The sequence below is a fragment of the Bacillus cereus group sp. BfR-BA-01311 genome, assembly GCF_022664295.1.
Lineage (GTDB): Bacteria > Bacillota > Bacilli > Bacillales > Bacillaceae_G > Bacillus_A > Bacillus_A cereus.
The window spans coordinates 296,764-322,236 of sequence record NZ_JAKUHC010000003.1; the positions used below are offsets into that span (position 1 = coordinate 296,764).

Genomic DNA, 25,473 nt, shown 5'->3' on the forward strand with positions numbered 1-25,473 from the left:
CTCCTTCCATCATGTATTATAGTACAGTTTAGTATAGCAAAAATCCTATAAAAAAAGAGAGGGTATTGTCGAACATATTTTGTCGACGATACCCTCTCTTTCACTTATTATATTTATTTAGCATATCCATTCGGTTGCTTTTGATGCCAATTCCAAGCATGTTCAATGATTGTCTTAACATTTACATACTTAGGATCCCATCCTAGCTTCTCTTTCGCTTTCTTAGAAGAAGCAACTAAACGTGCTGGATCGCCCGCACGGCGCGGTGCTACCTCAGCAGGAATTTCATGATTTGTAACTTCGCGAACTGCATCAACGATTTCTTTTACACTGAAACCATTACCATTTCCTAAGTTATAGAAATCACTCTCTCCGCCGTTCTGCAAGTCTTTAAGCCCTAAGAAATGAGCCGCTACTAAATCTTCAACATGAATATAATCACGGATACAAGTACCGTCTGGCGTATTATAATCATCACCAAACATCATAATCTTCTCACGTTGACCTAAAGCCACTTGCAGCACAAGAGGAATTAAATGTGTCTCTGGGCGATGATCTTCTCCAATAATACCACTTGGAGTTGCACCAGCCACATTAAAGTATCTAAAAATCTTATAACGTAAATTTGAAGCTTGGCTATACCAATGAAGCATCTTCTCGATTGCTAACTTCGTCTCTCCGTACGTATTCGTTGGATTTGTCATCGTTTCCTCAGTAATAAGATCCACATCTACCTCACCATATGTTGCTGCAGTAGAAGAGAAAATAAACTTATCTACCTTAAACTCATCCATCACTTCTAACAAGCAAAGGGCACCATACACATTATTATTATAATATTGAAGGGGCTTCTCCATACTAACTCCAACTAAAGAATCAGCTGCAAAGTGCATAACCGCCTCAATATTTTCTTGTTTAAAAACATCCCTTAAAAAGGATTTATCACGAAGGTCGCCATTATAAAACTTCGCGCCTTCCATAATTGCATCTTCATGACCAGTTTGTAAGTTATCTACTACTACTACAGATAAACCTTCGTCTACTAATTTTTTCACAGCGTGAGAACCGATGTAGCCAGCTCCGCCGCAGATTAAGATTGAATTCATTTTGCCCCTACTTTCTATACATCTAGTCTTGTAAATTAAGAATCATTAACTCTAGTAGATTAAACCATAATCATTTAGCTCAAAACTCTTTATACTTCACTATCCATATAGCCACTTTTATTGTTTGATTGCCATCTCCAAGAATCTGCACACATTTCTTCTAATCCGTGTGTTGCCTCCCAGCCTAATTCACGCTTTGCTTTCGATGCATCAGCAAAACATACTGCCACATCACCTGGGCGACGCTCTGTAATTTTATAAGGAACTTTCTTGCCTGAAACTTTTTCAAACGCTTCAACCATCTCTAGTACACTATAGCCCATGCCTGTGCCCAGGTTATAAGCATCTAATCCTGTTGTACTCAGTACTTTCTCAAGCGCCTTTACGTGACCATTTGCTAAGTCTACAACATGGATGTAATCACGGACTCCCGTTCCATCTTTCGTTGGATAGTCATTTCCGAATACACTTAATTCTTTTAACTTACCTACTGCTACTTGCGTTACATATGGCATTAAGTTATTTGGGATTCCATTTGGATCTTCTCCGATACGCCCACTTTCGTGTGCACCAAATGGATTGAAATAGCGAAGTAACGCAATACTCCATTCTGTATCTGCAAATGCCACATCACGCATAATTTGCTCAATCATTAATTTCGTTTGACCATATGGATTTGTTGCACTTAATGGAAACTCCTCCGTAATCGGTGACGTTTCCGGGATACCATATACAGTTGCAGATGAACTAAAGATTATCTTCTTTACATTATGTTTCTGCATTACTTCACATAGCACTAACGTGCTTGTAATGTTGTTATGATAATATGTTAATGGAATCGCTACTGACTCCCCTACAGCTTTAAATCCTGCAAAGTGAATAACTGCTTCAATTGCATTTTCTTCAAAAATTGCGTCAAGCGCTTCGCGATTTAAAATATCTTCTTTATAAAACTTAAATTGTTTTCCTGTTATTTCTTTCACTCGATTTATAGATTCTACCGAGCTATTCGAAAGATTATCCACTACTATAATTTCGTAACCGCTATTTAGTAATTCTATACATGTATGACTACCAATATATCCTGCTCCACCTGTTACAAGTATGGTCATGAGTATACCTCCATTGTTATAACTTATTAACAAAAAAGAGGCAATCACAACAGAAATGATTACCCCTTGAAACTTCCTTTTTACTTAGCAACGAAATAATCAGTTACATATTTCGCCCAAACGTCATATCCTTTCGCACTCGGGAAACCAAACTCTTCTTGTAAGTATGGTAAAATTGCCTTTGTTGTTGCATCAGGCCATGCTCCCCAATGATCAATATATGTATAATTATTTTGCGCCGCAAATTGTTTTAACGCTTCAATCGCTTTCGGATAATTCTTCGCACCATACACTGGATTTGATGGTTGAATCATAATCGTAGCACCCTTTGCACTAGTAGAAAGTGCTTGAACGAACTTCTGTGTATTTGCGACAGAGTTCCCATTACCAGTTTTACCGTTATCAGTAATAAATGGTGGCTCAAATAAAATTACATCTGGATTCTCTTTCGCAATCTCTTTATCACGTTTATTCGCAATTAACTCTTCTGTGCTTTCACCCTTATATTCCTTTACAGTCACATTCCATAAACCTTTACCGTAAGCAGTTTCTAAATTAGACGTTAACTTAGCTGCCCAAGCACCTTTTTCAGATGAAGAAGCTTCATCACCAACAATAACAAGATTTACTGCCTTTTTATCCTCAGCAGCTTTCTTTAACTTCTCTTTCACTGCATCTGGCAAATTCTTCGCATATGCTTCATTAAAAGATAACTTCGTATCTTGTTTCTTCTCTTCCTTTTTCTCTTCTTTTTTCTCTTCTTTCTTTGCTCCGCTATCTTTCACTTCAGCCTTTATTTTCGTTACTTCACTCGTTTGTCCTGTTGCATTCGCAATCTTCTTATTCCAGTACAATTTACCGCTCACAATCGAAGCAGCAAACAATACAAAAATAACAAGGACAAGTACTGCTTTCTTATTCATCGATTCACCTCATCTATTAATCTCACAATATATAATACTAATATAAATTCATGCAAAAATAAACCCAACTCCTTCCAAAGGAGCTGGGTTATTACATATTACTTAGTTAATTCAAGATGTGCTCTTAACTTATTCGTTATATCTTGTTTTGCTGCCTCTGGAACATAGTAGTACCAAATACCATCAGCTGCTATGTGACCATCACCTGAGATTTGGATATCTTCACTATTCTGCAGACAATCTTTGTAATTCTTTTGCATATCAAACATTTGATCTTGCGTTAAGTTTGTTTTCACGTTCTTTTGAATTGCTGTTAAAACATTACCATAACTTGTTAAAGAAGAGAAGGTTGCGCCTTTCTTAATAACAGCTTGCATCACTTGACGTTGGCGCATTTGACGACCGAAGTCACCGCGTGGATCTGCTTTACGCATACGTGTATAAACTAAAGCTTCTTTCCCTGTCAAATGAATATTACCCTTTTTAAAATGAATTCCATCCCAAGAAAAATCTAAATCGTTATTTACATCAACTCCGCCGACTGCATCAACGATATCCTTGAATCCATTCATGTTTACTTCAATGTAATGATTTATCGGAATATTCAAGAATTTTTCCACTGTTGCTACAGACATATCTACGCCACCAAATGCATACGCATGATTAATTTTATCACTTTTCCCTTTTCCAACAATTTCTGTATACGTATCACGAGGGATACTTACTGTTTTCATTGAATTATTTTTAGGGTTTAATGTAATAACCATTAAAGAATCTGAGCGCCCTTTATCATCACCTTGTTCATCAGCTCCAAGCAATAAGATAGAAACTGGATCTGATTTACTAATCTTTTCTTCTTGTTTATTGTTTTCATCACGTTTTAATGGTTTATGAACCTCATCTAGTGTTTTAGAAACAGAAGAATATACATTATAAGCGTAGACTCCCCCACCTATGATTAATACTCCTACAATTCCCAATATCCATAATAAGACTTGCTTTTTCATTGCTATAGACCTCTTCTTTCCATTATGCTGAATTATTTTTCAGATAATACAAATACTAATCTATTATACTAGGAATGATATTCTATAACTAGTATACTATCTCTCAAGTATAGCAGGCTTTTAATTATTTTACTTTATAATATTCCACATACCAATTAGCGAACTCTTGTAGTCCCTTTTCAATAGATGTCTCAGGTTTGAAATCAACAGCTTTCTGTAATAAATCAGTTGATGCGTAAGTGGCTGGTACATCTCCTGGTTTAATAGGTTCAAATTCCTTTTTAAACACCACTTTTCTTCCTAAAGAATTGCTTAGTGCCTTTTCTAGCGTTTCAATAAATACCATTAATTTCTCAGGATTATTATTTCCAATGTTAAATACTTTGTGCTTTACTTCCTCTATAGGAGGATTGCTTAACAAACGTTGAATTCCCTCAACAATATCATCTATATAAGTAAAGTCTCGATACAGGTCATTTTCAAAATCACCATTATTAAATATTTTAATTGAATCTCCAGCAAAATACTTATCAGTAAATCCGAAGTAAGCCATATCTGGGCGTCCCATAGGACCATATACTGTAAAGAAACGAAGTCCAGTTGCAGGGATTTTGTACAAATGACTATACGTATGTGCCATTAGTTCATTTGATTTCTTAGTAGATGCATAAAGTGATACTGGATTGTCTACAAAATCTGTTTCCTCAAACGGAACTTTTTTATTAGCACCATAAACAGAACTAGATGATGCATATACAAGGTGATCTACTGGATAATGTCTACAAGCTTCAAGTATATTATAAAAGCCGATAATATTACTCTGAATATATACATCTGGATTTTCAATCGAATATCTTACACCCGCTTGTGCAGCTAAATTCACTACAATATTGGGCTTGTACTCTTCAAAAAGCCTCGTAATCATATCCTTCTCAGAAATATCGCCTTTAATAAAGGTGAAGTTCTCATATGGCTTAAGTTTCTCTAGACGAGCATATTTAAGATTCACATCATAATAATCATTTACGTTATCAATACCTATTACTTTGCAACCTTGCTCTAGTAATTTTTCAGATAGAGAGTATCCTATAAAACCAGCTGCTCCAGTAATAAGATATGTTTTACTATTATCTAGAGGTTTGTATTTCAACGTCATTCAACTCCTTAATACGGTCTCTATTTGTTGATTTTCTGCCTACAGAATGGTATTCTACGCCCACTCCCTGCATTGCTCGAACATCATAAATATTTCTTCCATCATAAATTAGTGGTGTTCTCATGAACTTTTTATACATCTCTGGAGTTAGTCCCTTCACTTCTCCCCACTCTGTGAAGATAAAACAAACATTTGCTCCTTCTAAAGCTTGTTCAATATCTGTAACGTATGTGATATTCCCATTTCCATTTTTTCCCTCCGGATACACTTTCGCAAAATTATTTGCACCGACTGGATCAAATGCATAAATATCAGCACCTTGCTCTAACAATAGAGGAATATTTTCAAGAGATGCAGCTTCTCTTAAATCATCTGTACCAGGTTTAAATGTTAAACCTAACACCGCTACTTTAAGACCATTAAAAGTAATTAACCTTTGACTTGCTTTTTTGTATAATAAAGTCTTTTGATCTTTATTCACATCAATTGCAGCCTTTACTGTTCTTAACTCATAACCATTTTGTCTCGCTAAATATTCTAATGCTTTCGTATCTTTAGGGAAGCATGATCCACCAAATCCAATACCTGCATTTAAAAATTTACTTCCAATACGCTCATCAAAACTCATACCTTTTGCAACATCTTGAATATCTGCTCCGACCAATTCACAAAGGTTTGCAATATCATTCATATAAGAAATTTTAAGAGCAAGGAAATCATTAGATGCATATTTAATCATTTCAGCTGATCTTCTATTTACTGAAACAATAGGTAAATGAAATGGTTTATAAAGATTCATTAATACTTCTTCTGCCCATTTACTTTCTGTTCCGATAACAATTCTTTCTGCATATAAAGTGTCATGAACAGCAGATCCTTGAGCCAAAAATTCTGGATTTGATGCCACTTCTACCTTGACATCGTTAACTAAAAAGTCTTGAATAAACTGCTCCACCTTATCATTTGTTCCAATTGGAACAGTTGATTTTACAACAACAAGACAATCTTTTTCCACACTTTCAGCAATTTGTTTTGCTACAGTTGCAATATATGAAAGATTTGCAGAACCATCAGCTTGTTCTGGTGTTCCAACTCCAATAAAGATAGCATCTGCCTCTTTATAAGCCGACTTATAATCTGTTGTATAATTAATTCTCCCAGCACTATAATTTTTCTGCATTAAATCCTCTAAATCCGCTTCATAAATTGGTGAAACACCAGATTTCATTAACTCTACTTTTTTTTCATCAATATCCACGCAAGTTACTTGATGACCAACTTCCGCAAAACATACACCTGCTACCAACCCAACATAGCCCGTTCCTGCTACTGCTATTTTATACATAATTATTTACCTTTCTTCTTAGCAATTTTACATACAATAATTTAATATATAAGTCATCTTCTAAACATAATATATTATGCTCTTGCATTATTATTTTCCAAAATCATTTTTGTTTTATAATGTTTAACTTATTCATCATCATTATTATTTCTTTTCTCATACTAGGGAATAAACACAAAAATCCAAAATAAAATACTATACATAAAACTATTGAAATAAAACTCCATACTATCCCACTATTTAATTTCTGTAATAAGTACCCAAAGTACCCCATTACCATAGCTGATATTGCAGTGGGCATTACATTTTTCAACATACTTAAGACTGAGAATCCTAAAGCTATCCGCATCAGTATAAGATGAACCACAATTCCTTCTAATCTTATCCATGCCCGTGCATAAACAAGTACCCAAAATCCATAGCTCGAACTAATTATACAAACCGGAACTAAAATAACTAAGTGTAATATTTGTGCTAAAAAAGATAATTTCGGTTTGCCTTTTGCACGATATACTTCACTACAAAAATGGCTAAGCACTATCACAATAGCACTAGTTAATGCCCAGATTCCAATAACATCACTTGCTTCTTTCCACTTATCTCCCAACATTATCTTTGTTGCCAATTCACTATATAAAAAAACCCCGATTCCTAAAGGGAATACCAATACGGAAACTATTTTTTGGAATCTCAAAAACATCTCTTGAAACTTTTCATTATCATTTTGCAATCTTGCCAATGCAGAAAATAATACTGGTACAGTAGCAGCTGTAATAAGCGCCATTAATGAATTAACCATTATAGTAGATGTTTTATATATCCCCAAATAATATTCATTTAAATAGTAACCAATAATAAAAGCATCGATCCATATCGTTAGCCAAATAGATATTGCTTCTACCAAAGACCAAGCACTAAACGGCAGCATCTCTTTTAATATTTGTATATCATAACTTAGTTTAGGTTTCCATTTTGATTTAATTGTCAGAATTATGGCATTGAATAATTGTACGCAGATTGTCCCAATAATCAATGACCAGTAGCTTAATCCACCAAACGCTAAAGGAACTGTGACTACAAAAGGAATTATTATTGAGATAACGCGTACAATAAAGAGAGTTTTAAAATCAAACTCTCTTCTAAAAAGAGCCATTTGAATACTTGAAAAAGATGTTAATGGTAATTGAACACATGCAATAGTAATTACTATTCCTAACCCTGGATTTCCTATCATACTAGCAATCTTTTCATTGCATAAAGCTATTATTCCCCATAAAAAAAGAGAAATTATAAAATTTGTCCAGAAAGCAACATTAGCATTATCATGCTTATTTTTTTCGCTTTTAAACTCATGCTGAACTAAATACTTTTGAAATCCCGCATCAGTAAACATTTCTGCAAAGCTAATAATCATAGTTATGGTTGCAATAACACCAAAAGCTTCTGGTGCTAAAATTCTCGCCAATATCATATTCATTAATGGCACCATAATTTTAGCAATTATTTCTGTAATTGATGACCATTTAGCTGCACTTGCAATCTTCCTATGAAATTGCTTATCATCCACTTCTAATTTCTCCTTTTAAATTCTTTTAATAATAATTATCTATAAGTCTTAAATCACATTATTTTTTTAAATCAATCCAGCTTCCCAACAATTCATCATATGATTCTGGCGTAAACTCTTCAAATCCCGAACCAGGATAAAAAGTTAACTCACCAAAATATACTTTTCCATTTATTTCATAAAAATCCACTCTTACAAAAGGTAGTTCTCGTGACAATAATTCCGCAAACTCAATCATTTTTTTATAATTTTGTGGTTTCTCTAACTTAATACCACTATTGGGATAATGTCTCTCAAAAGGCATTAATTCCCATTCCAAATCATAGAAATCAATATTTAATCCTGTTTCCGATTGTCTATTTAAACCAACAAATGAACATCTAACTTCCCCATTAAAACTCATAAATTTATAGTCTTTAAGGTCTACCCCCGATTCATCTACCATATACTTCTCACAGACAATTTTAGGTTTTACATTTTTATAAGGCCATTCTCTATGTAACCAATAATATTCTCTCTGCAACCATTTATCTACTTCACTCTTTAATTCCCTATAATTAATCTTTGATTTATCTCTGCATATAAAAACATCACCTGAAGTATGATTTGGTTTTAAAACAAATTTATTAGGTAGAACATCAAAATCTATTTCATCAAAATTATTATATACACCTAAAAGTGGTATAAGGTATTCCTCACCAATTGTTTCCCTTATATATTGTCTTACTTCATATTTATCCACTAGCATTGTATATTCGGGTCTTCTATCATTTAACTTTAACCATTGAAGTTTCTCATTAAAAGTTTTAGGATTTTTTAAATTGAGCTTCCTTCCCATTATCAATTTATATTTTAATTGTAGATAATTTGCATCGGGAATAGCTCTAAACATTTTGAAACCTAACATGTATATTACAGCGAGCTTTGGATTTTTTAAAACCTTTATAATTTTTTTAAACACATGAACTCCCTCTATCTATACTAAATTTTTAAGAATACTGATTTTAAAAAAACAAATATTTATGACAATAAAATCTCCTCATACTCATGGATTATCTTATTGATACTGAAATCTTCTGCCCTATTTTTAGATCTATTCTCGCCTAAAATAGAGTCAATTATTCCTTCAGCTAAAAGAATATGATTTTCTTCTTCAACTAAAATACCGTACTTATTTTCTTCTAAAATCTCTCTTGGGCCACTTTTACAATTTGTTGCAACTGCCTTTGTTCCGCAGGCTATTGCCTCTAACAAAGTGTTTGGAAAACCTTCCCACCTAGATGATAACACGTATGTCTCTGCGAAAAAATAATAAGGATAGGGATTATCTACAAAGTCAACAAAACTCAGCTTCTCTGAAATATTTAGTTGTTCTGCCTGAGCCTGTAATTGATCTTTCAATTCTCCTTCTCCTAATATAGTCAATTGTGCCATAGGAACTCTTTCTGTAACAATCTTAAAAGCACTTATAAGTGTATCAAATCCTTTTTGTGAAGTAAGTCTCCCTACCGAAAGAATATTGACTGCATTTTTATCATATGGATTATCCTTGTCCATATTTTCTTTTATTTTTTTTATATCTAACGGATTATATATATGTCTAATTTTTTTTTCATCTATATTAAATAATCTAATTATATCTTGCTTCATATCCTTACACTGAGCTACTATAAGATCTGCCTTAGGGTATAAACACTTATAAAGATAAGAAAATAATCTCTTTTTTGTTGTTATACTTTTCGAAGGAGTATTTGCTTCTCTAACGATAATTTTAGGTTTCCCCTTTAATAAAGGACGAATCGCTAACAAGGCTAAATTAAGATGGCCCAAGGTTGATAAAATGACATCGGGACCAAAATTATTTAATGCCTTTACTAATTTGGTCAATGAATATCTGACCCTATCAGAGTTTAAGTCTATTAATCTAACATCACTAGGCACTAACTTTAAATATGGCCCCTCTTTTTTTATCAAAATTAAACAAATGTCAAATTTACTTCTATCTAGGTTTCTAATAATATTCACCATAACTTTTTCAGCCCCGCCACCATTTAAAGATGGAACTATTACTGCTACTTTCTTTTTCATAGCTTTTTAACTCCTTAAAACACAATTTAAGTTCTTGTTATTTAATTTTAGAACCTATTTTTCATAAGTTTAATTATCACCTAAACTATAAAAAATCGTATCAAACTGTTAATATAATTTCATTTTCTTTACACTATCTTTTTATTGTTAAAACTAAACTTCAAACATAGACTTAGTATTATAAAACCAACTATCATATGAAAATTTCTAACAATTATATGTTGCGGATCGCCATATAATGTACTCATTATAGCTATGTTTATAATTATATTTGCATATAAAATACTTCTAATGCTTTTTACAGGTATTTTGCTTATTAATCGTTGCAAAATATAGAGAGCACTCCCCCACATAAAGCCAACTATCACAACCCCTAATATGTTACCCTGCATAAATGAAAAAGACATTATATCAACAGGAATTTCCCCTAATACATCCGATTCACCTTTTCGAGCACCCGAAATTAGGAATGTATTAAAGCTTGAAGCTGTTTCTATATCAAAAAAACCAGACCATATTCTTGAGGGTAGTAGATATAAAGGTGCCACTATAATATCTATGAACCACCTATAGTGGGATAACATACTTACACTATAAAAAGTTGCTATTGGAAAAGATAATTCTCCCGTGAAAAATTCAACAATTCCCTTGTTATCACCTGTTCGTCCTAGGATTGAATCAGTCAATACTAATAGACATAATGTTATGAAGGAAAAAATAATTATCTTTCTTACAAAAGAAAATATCGATTTATTCAAATACAATATATACCCCAGGAAAAAAGTTGATATATATACGACGATACTAACTCTCCCTACCCAACTATACAGTACATATAGTGAAAAACATACGGAGCATAATAATCCCATATACACTAATTTTCTGTTTAATATTTTCTTATTTTCCTTATCGATTAATAGTGCAAAGAAAATAAAGGATGAAAAAAACGAAAGGCTTCCAAACCTTTGTAAAAAACTATAAGGGTTCTGAAGATTAAATACACCTGATCTTATGAAATTTGCATAGTCTAAATATGCTATAAACCCCCCATAAACCTTTGTATATAACCAATAAGTAACTACTGCAAAAATCAGCATCAACCAAGATACCAAATTTATCTTTTTTAAAACTAACTGACCATCGCTACTACAATACACTTTCTTCTGTCGTTTATTATTATTATAAAAACCTATAGTGAGGTACCAACCAAAAACGGTACACGTCACAAATACAGCACTTAGCAGTATATACATTATAATAAGTGAGCTATCATAGTTATTAATAAATTCAATAAGATTAAAAGCTGAATTTCGTCCTTCATTTGTAGCCCATAACACAAAACTAAATCCTATCCCATTAAATGTAGCCATTGATAAGAGAAACCAATCTAACATTTTTAATTCTCTATTCCTCAACAGCCTAAAATGTACCACTAAGTAAATTATAAAAGTAAAGCTTAATCCACCTAGTACCGCAATTGTTAGTTCCATTATATTATTACTCCGTTCTATAAAACTGCAATGTTCCAATCGTTACCTGTAATTATAAACTTTTTTAATGATTCAATATCGTGTTGTAAAGAGATATCAATGCTTCTTTATAATCATCTTCTTGATTTAAATTTCGAAATCTTTCAACACTTGCTATAGACATTTCTTTTTGTAAATCTTCATTCGAAAGAACTTTCAATACTACTTTAGATAACTCTTCATCCTTTGAAGCTAAAAATCCAGTTTCTTGATTTATAATAAGATCAAGCATTCCATCAACCGGCGTACTAATAATAGGAGTTCCAAGTGCCATAGCTTCTAATGCTGCAATAGGAGTACCTTCATACCGCGAGCACATTAGCATGCATTTAGCTTCTTTTAAAGCTTTATACGGATAAGATAGTTTCCCTGTAAAAGTAACTCTATCAATTACATCTTCAGCTTTAAAAACAGCTTGCATCTCGTCCTTTAATTCCCCTTCTCCAATTACACCGAATGTCGCCGAAGGATATTTTTTCAAAACCATTGAAGCCACTTTAGCTATTTTTTGTGGGTTCTTTTGGTAGGATAGTCTCCCCAGAAAGACGAAATCAAAACTAAAATTATTATTATCTTTTTCTAATAGCTTTTCCACCCTAGAAGAGTGAATAATATTTTGTAAAAGAATTGATTTCTCCTGAATGGTCTGCTTAAATCTATACTCATCTAAACAACTTTTTGAAACAACAATTACTTTCTTTGCTTTTTTACTAGCAAACATGTATAAAAGGGACTTCAAACTAATATTTGACATATCTTCGCCTTTAACATGTAAATGTGTAACCACTGGTATCTTTCCTGAAACTAACGTCGCAAGAACTGTAGCCCGTATGTCATGCGCATGAATTATATCTGGTTTGAATTTTTTAACTACTTTTCTCAACTCAATAACATTCATTTTTTTTATGGGTATAAATTCTACCCCTCTATCCTCAAGCGATTCTTTAATACTCCCATTAGGAGAGCAATATGCCATCTCATAATTATCCTTTAACATCATACAAATATCAGCCGCTACATTTTCAGCACCTGATAATTTATTAGTATTTAAAACGTGTAGTATTTTCATTTTCCTAACCCCGTATCTAGCTATTAACTATTTTAAATTATTTACAGCCTTAAAGAAGTTCATCCATATATATACTTCTCATTTTTTCATTTACATGTTTACTTTCAAAATTTCTAATTAGTTTCTGATTATTATTTCCCTTTTGTTTTCTTATTTGTTCATCCAAAGAAAGCGAAATAATAGCTTCAGCAAAACCATTTACATCTCCCGGATTTACTAAACATCCACCTTGTTCATTTTGGTTTAAATCTACGTTTCCTCTTATTTTCGAACAAATTACTGGCAGTCCTGAAGCCATAGCTTCCATCAAAGCAACTGACAGGCCTTCTCGATATGAAGGGAAAACAAAAATATCAGATGCATTACAAATTTCCTTTATATCTTTACGAAATCCCAATAGTTTCACTTGTTTTTCTAATCCTAATTTGAATATTAATTTTTTTAAAGATTCCTCTAATATTCCTTGTCCACATATTACAAGTATTAAATTTGAATTATTTATTTTTTCCATAGCCCTAATAATAACTTCATGATTTTTGTTTTTATTAAGTTCACCTACTGACAACAAGACGATTGCGTCTTGAGGCAATCCCAATTCTTTACGCTTATCTACTAGTGATGGTCCGTCATATTTTTGAATATCAAGTCCAACTCCAGGTACATATTCTACTCTCTTTGCATTAAAAGAATTCTTTGCTCTGGTATAATCTTCTTGATTAATAGTAATCAATAAATCTGTATACTTAGCTAGACAATACTCTATAGGATAATACGTCAACCAATTGATTAATGGTGCTCCTTTATAAAAATGAAAACCATGGGCCGTATAAATCACCTTTACATCCTTATTTGCCTTGCAAGCTAGTCTAGTACAAACTGAAGCAATTGGAGTATGTGTATGAACCACATCATATTCTTCAATTTGAATAAGCCGTTTTAGTTTTTTATACGCCGTATAATTCCTTTTATCTAAAGGAGAACGTTGAAATTCTATATCATGTATAGTACAACCCAATTTAATTAATTCTGGTTCTACTTCTTGAACAATATTAAATGCAACATCAACTTGGTGTCCTTGTTCAATTAAAAGTTTTATGTGTGGTATTAAAAACGCATTTACAGTATTAGATATAGTTGTAACATATAATATCTTCATTCCTAACTCCTCAATTTCCAATCTAAGATTACTTCTAATTCATTTTCACAGCTGGAACACCTATATAAATTCCTTCGCTCTCTATATCTCTAATTACTACAGTACCTGCTCCTATTGTACAGTTACATGAAATATTTATATTATTACTTATAGTACTACCGATCCCTATCCAAGTACCTCTGCCACATTTAACGGTACCCGCTAAATGTGCACCCGGTGATATATGAACGTAATCACCAATTGCGTTATCATGATCTACTGTAGATGCGGTATTAATAATGCATCCTTTTCCAATATTAGTACAACAGTTAATTACAACACCAGCCATAACAACTGTTCCTGCTCCTAATTGAACTTGTTTGCCAACAATTGCATTAGGATGGACTAAAACTGGTATACTAGCTTCACAAGCTTCAAGTTGTTCTTGAAGCTTTTCTCGCATGACGTTATTACCAATACCGACAAAGATATCATAGTCCTGGATGTATTTCGAGGCACTTGCTAATTTATCAATTATCTCTATCCCCATTGAAGTTTTTACATCTTCATTGTCATCAAGAAAGGCAATATGCTCCCATTTATTCATTCTCAGTGCAATATCAGCTATAACTCTTCCATGTCCACCAGCACCTATTATAAGAAGTTTTTTTTTCATAACTCTACACTTCCTTTTCCACTTCCTTTAAATGGTTCCATAGTGACTGCGGTTTGTGAATTAATCCCTTCTCTGATAAAAACCTTCTTAATAGTTAAAAATATAATTTTCCAATCTGTAATGAAACTTATATTTTCTACATATTCTACATCGTAATTAAACTTTTCTTCCCAACTAATAGCATTGCGGCCATTAACTTGTGCCAACCCTGATAATCCCGGTCTAACTTCATGACGTCTTTTTTGATGCTCATTATATAAAGGTAAATATTGAACCAATAAAGGTCTAGGTCCTATAATTGACATATCACCTTTAAAAATATTAAACAGCCCCGGTAATTCATCAAGTGATGTCGAACGTAAAAATTTACCGAACTTAGTAAGCCTTACGCTATCAGGTAGTAACTCACCGTTTTCATTTTTTTCATCTGTCATTGTTCTAAATTTATACATTTTAAAAATAGTTCCATTTAATCCTGGTCTCTCTTGTTTAAATAATACCGGACTACCCAATCTTGTTTTTACAAGAAAAGCCACTATAAGGAATACTGGACTAAGCATTATAATAGCAATTAAAGACAGTATAAAATCCATCGGCCTTTTTATAAACCTACCATAGATGCCAACTTTAGAACTCCTCATTATGCTATCCACAACCCTTTAATAATTTTCACAACTTTTTCTAGATCTGCTTCTGTCATCTTCGTATCGCTTGGTAAACATATACCATTCTCAAAAAGTTTTTCTGATACATCTGTACCAACAAAATCATATTTCTCAAAGAACGGCTGCATATGCATTGGCTTCCAAACTGGTCTAGATTCAATATTTTCTTTTTCAAGGGCTTCCATCACATCTATTGGACGGATCTTACCGTTTAGTGTCATAGAACTTAGCCAATAGTTTGGTTCATTCCACTCATTACTAGGCATAAATTCAATTCCTTCAAGATTGCCTAATTCTCTCTTATAAAAATCAAATATGTATCTTTTCTTTTGAACCCTTTGATCTAATACTTTAAGTTGCCCTCTACCAATTCCAGCAACTACATTACTCATACGATAGTTAAATCCTAATTCACTATGTTGATAGTGTCTTGCTTGGTCTCTACTTTGAGTAGCCCAAAATCTCACCTTTGAAACTCTTTCTTCATCATTAGAAACAAGCATACCGCCACCAGAAGTAGTAATAATTTTATTACCATTAAAAGAAAAAATACCATAATCTCCAAAACTACCCGTATGTTTACCTTTATAATAAGTTCCCAAAGATTCAGCAGCATCTTCAATTAAAGTAACATCGTATTTTTTACAAAGTTCAACAATCTTATCCATATCTGCCGAAAGACCATAAAGGTGAACTACTATAACCGCCTTTACATTTGAATACTTTTTAAAAGCCTCTTCTAATGCTTTAGGACACATATTCCAAGTTTCATAATCACTATCTACGAAAACAGGAGTAGCATTTTGATAAATGATTGGATTTGCTGTAGCTGAGAATGTAAGTGTTTGACAAAAAACAACATCACCTTCTCCTACTCCAGCTGCTTTTAATGCCATATGAATTGCAGCTGTTCCAGAAGATAGTGCTGCCGCTGCATTAGATCCTACTTTCATAGCTAATTCTCTTTCAAATCCATTTACATTTTCCCCAAGTGGTGCAATCCAATTTGTATCGAAAGCTTCCTTCACATAATGCATTTCATAACCTTCGTCACTCATATGTGGCGATGAAAGAAATATTCTGTCTCCCATTTTTAAAACTTCCTTCCCTTGAATTAATTTTTAATATTTACTTTATTATTTGCAATATCTAATAGTCGTTCTCTTATTTCTTCTTTACTAATTCCTTCAAAGTCATTCATAAACTGCCTTAAAATCCCTTGATCCATTAAAACAGCTTTTCCTATATGAATTTTAGGGAAAATTTGTTCGGGATGAATTTCACCTTCATTTAATAACTCTTCATACATTTTTTCACCTGGTCTTAATCCAGTAAATTCAATTCCAATTTCTTCAATAGAAAAACCTGAAAGAGTAATTAAATTTTTAGCTAAATCTACAATCTTTACTGGGGCCCCCATATCTAGCACGAACAATTCTCCACCCCTAGCCAGTGTGCCCGCCTGAATAACTAATCTTGAAGCTTCTGGTATGGTCATAAAGTAACGGATCATATCAGGATGAGTAACTGTTACAGGTCCACCCTTTTGAATTTGTTTCTTAAATAGAGGAATTACACTTCCTCTACTTCCAAGAACATTACCAAATCTAACCGCAACAAAACGTGTACCAGTACTAACCGATGCCATATGCTGCACAATCATTTCTGCAAATCGTTTTGTAGCTCCCATTACATTTGTCGGATTTACAGCTTTATCTGTAGAAACCATTACAAACGTATTCACTTTAAACGTATCTGCCGCTTCAGCTACATTTTTCGTACCAAAAATATTATTTTTCACAGCTTCTTCTGGATTACGCTCCATTAAAGGAACATGCTTATGTGCAGCTGCATGATATACGATATATGGCTGGTGTTTTTTCATGATTTCAAAGATTTTATGTCTATCTTGAATATCAGCAATTTCTGTCGTAATTTCAACTGTATCTTTATAGGTAACTCGCATTTCCATTTCGATATTATAAATGCTGTTTTCCCCATGTCCTAAAAGTACAATTTTTGCTGGTTTATACTTCATTACTTGACGGCAAATTTCTGATCCAATTGATCCACCAGCACCTGTTACTAAAATTGTTTTACCTGTAATCTTCTCTCCAATTCCTGCATCATCTAATTGGATCGGCTCTCTTCCTAATAAATCTTCCACTTGTACATCTCGGAATTCATTAACAGAAACTTTGCCATCTAAAAGATCTTCAAGCATTGGTACAATTTGCGTTTTCGCCTTCGTTTTTCTACACTTCTCAAAGATCTCGTTTATTTGATTTCTATTTAAAGAAGGGATTGCAATAATAATATGTTCTATATCATTATCTTCTACAATTTCTTGAATATGATTTGTTGTACCAACAACCGGCACATTATAAATCTCCAATTTTTGCTTATTTCTATCATCATCAACAAACACAATTGGATACAAATCCGCTTCTTTATTATGCTGTAATTGACGTACTACCATCGTTCCTGCTGAACCTGCACCAATAATCAATGTTCGTTTTTTATCGTTGGTAGCTTTGGTAATATACGTATCACGGAACATGCGCCATACGAAGCGAGAACCACCAATTAATAATAAGTGTAGCATCCATGCAATTGCTAAAATTCGAACATAAATATCATGATTTATAATTTGTTGAACAATTGCCGTTACTAAAATTGATAGCGTAATCGCCTTAAATATTTGTTTTAATTCTCCAATACTTGCATATTCCCATGCCTTGTTGTACAACTTGTAAATAGCTGCAAAAATATGATGACTACATAACAATGTAATAGAACTAATAACTACTGTCATAGGAATTTTGTTTAATACATTTGGATGTATAAACCAATAACTTAAATATACGGCAGTTAATACGATAAATGAATCTAATAAAATTAATAATGAGAGCCGTCTTCGATAACTCAATATACATGTTCCCTTCTTTATATAATTCGTATCTTATTCATAATAAAAAAGGACATTCTATTATGAATGTACCTCTTCCTTTTTTACAAGTTCTTTCATATACTTCATTAACTCTACATTTAATTCTTCATTTTGTAACGCCATCTCAATCGTCGTCTTAATAAATCCAAACTTCTCCCCGACATCATAACGAGTGCCTTCAAAATCATAAGCAAATACACGTTGAACTTCATTTAATCGTTGAATTGCATCTGTCAATTGGATTTCCCCGCCAGCACCTGTTTGTTGATTTTCAAGGAACATAAAGATTTCTGGTGTTAATACGTAACGTCCCATAATTGCTAAATTTGATGGTGCCGTTCCTTGAGCTGGCTTTTCTACAAATTGACGCACTTGATAACGGCGATCGCTTTGTTCAATCGGATCGATAATACCGTAACGATGTGTTTCGTTTTCAGGCACTGTTTGTACACCAATAACTGACGACTTTGTACCTTCATATTGATCCATTAATTGACGTAAACATGGCGTTTCTGCTTGAACAATATCATCACCAAGTAATACTGCAAATGGTTCATTTCCAATAAATTTACGTGCACACCATACTGCGTGTCCTAAACCTTTTGGTTCTTTTTGTCTTATGTAATGAATATTAATTTTTGAAGAAGCTTGTACTTTCTCAAGCATCTCATACTTCCCTTTTTCTAGTAAGCTTTGCTCTAATTCAAAGGAATGATCAAAATGATCCTCAATAGCACGCTTTCCTTTTCCAGTAACAATAATAATATCTTCAATTCCTGATTCTATCGCTTCTTCCACTATGTATTGAATTGTTGGTTTATCAACGATAGGTAACATTTCTTTCGGCATCGCTTTCGTTACCGGTAAAAACCTTGTCCCCAGTCCCGCAGCTGGAATAATTGCTTTTCTTACTTTTTTCAAATCTAGTACCCCCAAACGTATTATTATATCCATATGTAGCAATAACAAAAACCCTACTTATAGGGTCGTCTTTACAACTCCATAAGTAGAGTTTCTAACACAAATAAATTATGGGCATCTAACCCATCCTCACGTCATACTCCCGACGACAAGCGTCTAAGGTAGGTTCGAAATAAAAATTTCTACCCACAGCACGACCGAGTGCCCCCATTGATAACGGTTAGGAGACATCACCAATTCTTTATTTAAAAAATACCGAACAATTTTTTACGACGAATTTGTTCTGGATCTTCTTTGTAAATTGCCTTCCCGCTAATTAATAAGTACGAATTTTCTTTCAAATCACTCATAACATTCATTCCAAATTCTTTCTCAATTAGTTCATAGCTTTCTGCTAAATGAAATCCTCTCGATGTCGTGTTATGCGCATCTGATGCGATCATATGTGTTAAATTATGTTCCACAAGCTGTAATGAGAATTTTTTAATCTTTTTACCAAATTTCCCAAGCAAACTACCTGCTGTCACTTGTGTTAATGCACCTTTATTTACAATGTTATATAACTTATCTGGCCGCTCGATTAACTCGGCATTACGTTCTGGATGAACGATAATTGGGATCATTCCCTTTACACGTAATTCGTATAATAATTGTTCGGCATAACGTGGTACGTGATTCGATGGAAATTCAATGAATATATATTTATTTGTTTCATTTAAAGTAACGATTTTACCAGCTTCATAGTCTTCTAATAAATCACCATATAATCTGACTTCTTGCCCAGGTAAAATGGTAAGTGGAATATTATGTTGTTGTAGTTCATCATTTAGTTGTTTTACGTGATGAATAATTGAGGTACGTTCATTTACATATTTGCCATTTTGATGGTGCGGCGTTGCGACAATTGTATGTATTCCTTCTGAAACGGCTTGTTGTGCCATCGCTAAACTATCGGTTACTGTCTGTGCACCGTCATCGATACCAGGTAAAATGTGACAATGTAAATCTATCATTTGTTTCATCCTCCCTCTCTCCTATAAAGATCTTTTTTCCCTTGAATATGAGATATTGCTCATATTCAAGGGAAAAAAGGAGATATGTTTCATACCATATCTCACTCTTTTAATTAGTTTGCACCGTAGTAATAATATAAGCCGTTTTCACGTTCACGATCGTTTAGAACAACACCTAACAATTTACCTTTAGCCGATTCTAACAATCCTTTTGCTTTTACCGCTGTCTCTTTTTCTGTTGATTCACTACGAACAACAAGAATAGACGCATCACATACATTTGCCATAATTTGCGCATCTGTTACAGCTAAAATTGGCGGCATATCAAAAATAACTAAATCGTACATACTGTATGCTTGTCCAAGAAGTTCTTTCATTGATTTTGAGCCTAACAATTCGGCCGGGTTTGGTGGGATTGGACCACAAGCTAAAAAGTGTAGATTGTCTACAGATGTCGTTTGTACACATTTTTCTAAACGTTCACTATGTGTTAGTACATTCGTAAGTCCAAAAATGTTATCTACTTGGAACATTTGGTGCATTGCTGGTTTACGCATATCTGCATCAATTAATAATACTTTTTTTCCTTGTTGAGCAAATACAACCGCCATATTCGCTGTCGTTGTTGTCTTTCCTTCACTTGGGTTCGCAGATGTTACCATTAATGAATGTAAATTCGTATCAACAGCCGCAAATTCAATATTCGTTCGAATATTACGATATTGTTCTGAAATTGGTGATTTCGGTTGTTGATGAGCAATTAATTGACGACGTTGACGATGATTCTTTTTCTTTTTGAATAAATTAAGAGCCAATTGTTTGTCCCCTCACTTTTCTTGATGATGGAGCGTGTGATTTCACGTTCATTGTTTCTTCATCCATACGAGCTACAATTCCTAATACTGGTAATCCAAGTAAACTTTCTACATCTTCTTCCTTTTTCACTGTGTTATCTAAGTACTCTAATAAGAATGCAAGACCAACTGAAGCCATTAAACCAACAACGAAAGCGATTGCCACATTTAACATTGGACGTGGTTTAATTGGAGATTGATTTTCTGCAACTTCTGCTTTAGATAGCACTGTTACGTTATCGACGTTCATAATTTTTGCAACTTCACCTTTAAATACATCTGCAGTTGCATTGGCAATATCACGAGCTAGTTTTGGATTTTTATCCTCAGCTGTTACAGAGATTACTTGTGAATCCTTTTCATTCGCAACATTAATCTTTCCTGTTAGCGCTTGAGCTGTCATATTTAAATTTAACTTTTCATTCACCTGTTCTAAGATTACTGGACTTTTAATAATAACCTTATATGTATTCGTTAATTGAATATTCGTTTGAACTTCACCAGCTTGGAACATTGCACCCTCTTGTTTCTTCTGGTTAACAAGAATTTGCGTCGAAGATTGATAGATTGGTGTCATAAAGAAAAAGCTAATGATAGCACTTACAATAGCTGCACCAAAGGCGATTACGAGGATCATTGCTAAACGTTTTTTTAAGATATGAAATAACTCTTTTAGACTAATTGTTTCTTCCATAGGTTCCTCCAACTTTCTAAAATTTACACATAGGAAAAATTATAACATATAAATCTTACATTTTTTATTTTTAATAATTCAGTTCTATATTTGTTCACAAGAAACAAGTTTAATCTTACAAAATAATCTTAAATATGACAACACATTCCAAAGATTTCCCAAAAATTTTATCATATCACGCTTTTTACAATGTATATCTTGATAAATAATTATCAGAAAACAAAAAAGCCAACAAAATTTTTGTTGGCTTTTTTCTATTTTAGTAATAACCATACTGCTCTTTTTCTTCTCTTTTATCGTTCAAAACAACACCTAGTAGTTTTCCTGATGCTTTATCTAATATTTGTTTCGCTTTTACGATTTTATCTTTTTCCGTCTTTTCACTTCGTACAACGAGTACGATTCCATCACATTTATTCGCTAGTATTTGTGCATCTGTAACCGCAAGGACAGGTGGTGTGTCAATTAATATAATATCAAACATGTTATATGCTTCTAGCAACGCCTCGTCCATTGCCCGGCTCCCTAATAATTCTGCTGGGTTTGGCGGAATTGGACCTGCTGCCATTAAGTATACGTTCTCTATATCTGTTTTTTGAATGCATTGCATAAGTTTTGCTTGTCCTGATAATAAGTTCGTTAACCCATTTGAACTATGAATGGCAAATAAGTTTTGTATCGTTGGCTTACGCAAGTCAGCTCCAATTAATAAAACTTTCTTTCCTTGTTGTCCGAAAACAACTGCTAAGTTTGAGATTGTTGTTGTTTTCCCATCACCTGGATCTGCTGAAGTAACAATAATAGAACGAACATGGTTATCTACAGATGTAAACTCAATGTTTGTACGAATGTTACGGTATTGTTCTGTAATACGCGATTTAGGCTCTTTATGTGTAATTAATTGTCGTAATGGTTTTCTTTTCTTTCTCCCGAACATATTCATAATCTCCTTTTGTGAAATGCGACATTTCCCTTTTCTCTCTCTTATGCTCGATTTCATACGTCTAATTAATATTCTTGCTGAGTTCCCCACATTTCATCATAATCAATAACATTCTACTTTGTCTTATTTAAGTACCTTAACAATATGACAATGCCCTTATTTCTTTATTACCTTTATCACTTATCCTGTTTTCTAGATAAACAATAAAGTAAGTATATGGTAATTACCATCTATTTACAAGCAATTTTCTGATTAGTTTGTATATTATCTTTTCATCGTTATATAGCAGTAAATAAAAAATCTCCTTGTCTTTTCACAAGGAGATTTTTTATTTTTCTCTATTCTTTTTTATCACCAATTGCAAATGTAATTTCTGCCTCACATGCAACTTCACCATCTACTGTTGCGATTGCTTTTCCTTTTCCAATTGGGCCGCGTACGCGTGTCATTTCTACTTCTAGAAGAAGCTGATCACCTGGGCGTACTTGTTTTTTGAAACGGCAATTGTCGATACCTGCAAAGAAAGCAAGTCTTCCGCGGTTTTCTTCTTTCTTTAATACTGCAACTGCTCCTACTTGCGCTAATGCTTCTACAATAAGTACACCAGGCATAACTGCATAGTCAGGGAAGTGTCCGTTAAAGAATTCTTCATTTGCGGATACATTTTTAATCCCAACCGCTCTTTTGCCTTCATCTACTTCTAATATTTTATCAACAAGTAAAAATGGATAGCGGTGAGGAATGATTTCTTTAATTTGTTCTATATTTAGCATGTAACAATCGCCCCTTTTGTAATATTGGTCTTACCACTTGGACATATTGCTATTATCCCATTTTGTTTATTGTTTGTCATTACAAAGTAACATTTTATATTTAGCACAACTTCCTAAAAAAAATGCACACACTCTATTCCATTAAAATAGTTGCACATTTTTGCAACTGACACGGAGGTGGAAAGGAGTGTATGCCCAAATTAGGGAAAGGCAATATGTATTGAAACATTATTTGCCTTAATGTCGTATTCGACTCATTATATTATAAACGTTTTCAATTAAGGAAATATTAAATTTAACCATATATATGAATATTTTACCTGTTTCCTTCACATTTCTCTATTTTCCTTCCATTTTCGCAAAAAATCAAAATAAAAAAATATAAAAACGAAAAAAAAGAACTAAGGCATTAGCCTTAGTTCTTTCAAATTATCTCAAAGCACGCTTTGGTAATCTGTCGATATTCTCTAACATAATACCTGTACCAACCGCAACGCAGTGCATTGGGTTTTCAGCAATTAATACTGGTACTTTTAGTTCTTCTGCTAGAAGCATGTCGATACCGTGTAGTAAAGCTCCACCGCCTGTTAGAATAACACCGCGGTCGATGATATCTGCAGATAATTCTGGTGGTGTGCGCTCTAATACGCCTTTTGCAGCTTGTACAATAACAGCTGCATTTTCTTTTAATGCTTCTGTAATTTCTTCAGAGCATACTGTAATTGTACGTGGTAAGCCTGTTACCATGTCACGTCCGCGAATTTCAAGCTCTTCGCTACGTGCACCTGGGAATACTGTACCAACTTTAATTTTAATATCTTCTGAAGTACGTTCTCCGATTAATAGCTTATACTTACGTTTAATATAGTTTAAGATCTCCATATCAAACTTATCGCCAGCCATTTTGATAGAGGAAGAGGTAACAATATCACCCATAGATAGTACAGCGATATCTGTTGTACCTCCACCAATATCAACAACCATGTTACCGCTTGGTTGGAAGATTTCCATACCAGCACCAACTGCGGCTACTTTTGGTTCTTCTTCTAAAAATACTGTTTTACCACCTGAACGTTCAGCAGCTTCACGAATTGCTTTTTGTTCTACTGATGTAATATTTGTTGGACAACAAATTAAAATACGAGGTTTTGAAAAGAAGCTCTTTACGTCCAATTTGTTAATGAAATACTTTAACATTGCTTCTGTAATTTCGAAGTCTGCGATTACACCATCTTTAAGTGGACGAATTGCTACAATATTACCAGGCGTACGTCCCACCATGCTTCTCGCTTCTTCACCTACTGCTAATACTTTACCACTATTACGATCGATTGCCACAACAGATGGCTCATTTAATACAATACCCTTACCTTTAACATGAATTAATACGTTAGCCGTACCTAGGTCAATTCCGATATCTCGCGCAAACATTCCCGTTTTTTCCTCCTCGATATTCAAAATCAGGTTACACCCGAATTCTTTTCACCTAATTTCTGATTTTATCATAAATTTAACAGAAACGTAATATTCGCAAAAAGAATTCTTCTGAAAAATATTACCGAATGTGAACGGAATGTTTGCTACTGTAACATTATTGACGTACAGGCTTCTCTACATCTTCTTTTCTATACTTTTGCTTTGTTGCTTCTCCACCTCTTAAATGACGAATAGACTTATGATAATCAAGAATTTCTTTCACTTCATTTGCGAGCTCTGGATTAATTTCTGGTAGACGCTCTGTTAAATCTTTATGGACTGTACTCTTTGATACCCCAAATTCCTTTGCAATGACACGCACTGTCTTTCTTGTCTCCACGATATACTTACCAATCTTGATAGTTCTCTCTTTGATGTAATCGTGCACACCACTCGCCTCCCTAATTTGGATGTGAGAAGGGTGAAATGAGCCTCGCTGCATACGACTAAGAAGTAAGTGTGAGTGCTGTT

24 protein-coding genes are annotated in these 25,473 nt (G+C 33.6%); all 24 read right to left on the reverse strand.

Translation table 11 applies throughout. The features are described from left to right. Positions 1-113: 113 nt before the first annotated feature. The 24 genes from galE (MR136_RS09425) to spoIIID all read right to left on the reverse strand — a co-directional run bounded on the left by galE (MR136_RS09425) (position 114) and on the right by spoIIID (position 25,390). Positions 114-1,106: a UDP-glucose 4-epimerase GalE gene (galE, locus tag MR136_RS09425; protein WP_061457897.1), complete on the reverse strand. Its 993-nt coding sequence runs from the start codon at positions 1,104-1,106 to the stop codon at positions 114-116. Positions 1,107-1,195: 89 nt separating this feature from the next. After that, complete coding sequence (galE, locus tag MR136_RS09430; protein ID WP_242259347.1) at positions 1,196-2,218, reverse strand: UDP-glucose 4-epimerase GalE; 1,023 nt, start codon at positions 2,216-2,218, stop codon at positions 1,196-1,198. Positions 2,219-2,298: 80 nt separating this feature from the next. Beyond that, the gene (locus tag MR136_RS09435) at positions 2,299-3,141 is read right to left on the reverse strand and encodes an SGNH/GDSL hydrolase family protein (protein WP_242259348.1); all 843 of its coding nucleotides are present in this window, start codon (positions 3,139-3,141) and stop codon (positions 2,299-2,301) included. Positions 3,142-3,239: 98 nt separating this feature from the next. Continuing rightward, positions 3,240-4,148 carry a polyisoprenyl-teichoic acid--peptidoglycan teichoic acid transferase TagU gene (gene tagU / locus MR136_RS09440; RefSeq protein ID WP_242259349.1) on the reverse strand — a complete coding sequence of 303 codons (909 nt, stop codon included), beginning with the start codon at positions 4,146-4,148 and terminating at the stop codon, positions 3,240-3,242. A gap of 124 nt (positions 4,149-4,272) precedes the next feature. Continuing rightward, positions 4,273-5,298, reverse strand: a complete 1,026-nt coding sequence (locus MR136_RS09445; protein WP_061457901.1) for a GDP-mannose 4,6-dehydratase — start codon at positions 5,296-5,298, stop codon at positions 4,273-4,275. Further along, positions 5,276-6,649: a UDP-glucose dehydrogenase family protein gene (locus MR136_RS09450; RefSeq protein ID WP_061457902.1), complete on the reverse strand. Its 1,374-nt coding sequence runs from the start codon at positions 6,647-6,649 to the stop codon at positions 5,276-5,278. Before MR136_RS09450 ends, MR136_RS09445 begins: the two co-directional genes overlap by 23 nt. A gap of 103 nt (positions 6,650-6,752) precedes the next feature. Next, positions 6,753-8,216, reverse strand: coding sequence for a lipopolysaccharide biosynthesis protein (locus MR136_RS09455; protein WP_061457903.1), 1,464 nt, complete (start codon positions 8,214-8,216; stop codon positions 6,753-6,755). Positions 8,217-8,274: 58 nt separating this feature from the next. Continuing rightward, positions 8,275-9,177 carry an ATP-grasp fold amidoligase family protein gene (locus tag MR136_RS09460; RefSeq protein ID WP_235598848.1) on the reverse strand — a complete coding sequence of 301 codons (903 nt, stop codon included), beginning with the start codon at positions 9,175-9,177 and terminating at the stop codon, positions 8,275-8,277. A gap of 59 nt (positions 9,178-9,236) precedes the next feature. Then, positions 9,237-10,304: a glycosyltransferase gene (locus tag MR136_RS09465; RefSeq protein ID WP_061457904.1), complete on the reverse strand. Its 1,068-nt coding sequence runs from the start codon at positions 10,302-10,304 to the stop codon at positions 9,237-9,239. Positions 10,305-10,432: 128 nt separating this feature from the next. Next, the gene (locus tag MR136_RS09470; RefSeq protein WP_061457905.1) at positions 10,433-11,794 is read right to left on the reverse strand and encodes a hypothetical protein; all 1,362 of its coding nucleotides are present in this window, start codon (positions 11,792-11,794) and stop codon (positions 10,433-10,435) included. Positions 11,795-11,858: 64 nt separating this feature from the next. Next, positions 11,859-12,902, reverse strand: a complete 1,044-nt coding sequence (locus MR136_RS09475) for a glycosyltransferase (RefSeq protein ID WP_061457906.1) — start codon at positions 12,900-12,902, stop codon at positions 11,859-11,861. A 49-nt stretch (positions 12,903-12,951) separates the two neighbouring features. Continuing rightward, positions 12,952-14,058, reverse strand: coding sequence for a glycosyltransferase family 4 protein (locus MR136_RS09480; RefSeq protein ID WP_061457907.1), 1,107 nt, complete (start codon positions 14,056-14,058; stop codon positions 12,952-12,954). Between the two features lie 34 nt (positions 14,059-14,092). Continuing rightward, complete coding sequence (locus MR136_RS09485; protein ID WP_061457908.1) at positions 14,093-14,713, reverse strand: acetyltransferase; 621 nt, start codon at positions 14,711-14,713, stop codon at positions 14,093-14,095. Then, complete coding sequence (locus MR136_RS09490; protein WP_061457909.1) at positions 14,710-15,354, reverse strand: sugar transferase; 645 nt, start codon at positions 15,352-15,354, stop codon at positions 14,710-14,712. Before MR136_RS09490 ends, MR136_RS09485 begins: the two co-directional genes overlap by 4 nt. Further along, complete coding sequence (locus MR136_RS09495; RefSeq protein ID WP_061457910.1) at positions 15,354-16,469, reverse strand: DegT/DnrJ/EryC1/StrS family aminotransferase; 1,116 nt, start codon at positions 16,467-16,469, stop codon at positions 15,354-15,356. The genes MR136_RS09490 and MR136_RS09495 overlap by 1 nt, the downstream gene beginning before the upstream one ends. Positions 16,470-16,492: 23 nt before the next feature. Then, positions 16,493-18,307 carry a polysaccharide biosynthesis protein gene (locus MR136_RS09500; RefSeq protein ID WP_061457911.1) on the reverse strand — a complete coding sequence of 605 codons (1,815 nt, stop codon included), beginning with the start codon at positions 18,305-18,307 and terminating at the stop codon, positions 16,493-16,495. A gap of 60 nt (positions 18,308-18,367) precedes the next feature. Beyond that, complete coding sequence (galU, locus tag MR136_RS09505; RefSeq protein ID WP_061457912.1) at positions 18,368-19,249, reverse strand: UTP--glucose-1-phosphate uridylyltransferase GalU; 882 nt, start codon at positions 19,247-19,249, stop codon at positions 18,368-18,370. Between the two features lie 245 nt (positions 19,250-19,494). Beyond that, complete coding sequence (locus tag MR136_RS09510; protein WP_061457938.1) at positions 19,495-20,262, reverse strand: tyrosine-protein phosphatase; 768 nt, start codon at positions 20,260-20,262, stop codon at positions 19,495-19,497. A gap of 113 nt (positions 20,263-20,375) precedes the next feature. After that, positions 20,376-21,077 carry a CpsD/CapB family tyrosine-protein kinase gene (locus MR136_RS09515; RefSeq protein WP_061457913.1) on the reverse strand — a complete coding sequence of 234 codons (702 nt, stop codon included), beginning with the start codon at positions 21,075-21,077 and terminating at the stop codon, positions 20,376-20,378. Continuing rightward, positions 21,067-21,810, reverse strand: a complete 744-nt coding sequence (locus tag MR136_RS09520; RefSeq protein WP_061457914.1) for a YveK family protein — start codon at positions 21,808-21,810, stop codon at positions 21,067-21,069. The genes MR136_RS09515 and MR136_RS09520 overlap by 11 nt, the downstream gene beginning before the upstream one ends. A gap of 259 nt (positions 21,811-22,069) precedes the next feature. Next, the gene (locus tag MR136_RS09525) at positions 22,070-22,747 is read right to left on the reverse strand and encodes a CpsD/CapB family tyrosine-protein kinase (protein WP_000467956.1); all 678 of its coding nucleotides are present in this window, start codon (positions 22,745-22,747) and stop codon (positions 22,070-22,072) included. Positions 22,748-23,091: 344 nt separating this feature from the next. Then, positions 23,092-23,526, reverse strand: coding sequence for a 3-hydroxyacyl-ACP dehydratase FabZ (gene fabZ, locus MR136_RS09530; RefSeq protein ID WP_078420847.1), 435 nt, complete (start codon positions 23,524-23,526; stop codon positions 23,092-23,094). Between the two features lie 429 nt (positions 23,527-23,955). Next, entirely contained in the window at positions 23,956-24,957 is a 1,002-nt protein-coding gene (mreB, locus tag MR136_RS09535) for a rod shape-determining protein (RefSeq protein WP_000457978.1), read from the reverse strand. Positions 24,958-25,117: 160 nt separating this feature from the next. Further along, the gene (gene spoIIID / locus MR136_RS09540; protein WP_000544012.1) at positions 25,118-25,390 is read right to left on the reverse strand and encodes a sporulation transcriptional regulator SpoIIID; all 273 of its coding nucleotides are present in this window, start codon (positions 25,388-25,390) and stop codon (positions 25,118-25,120) included. Positions 25,391-25,473 lie beyond the last annotated feature (83 nt).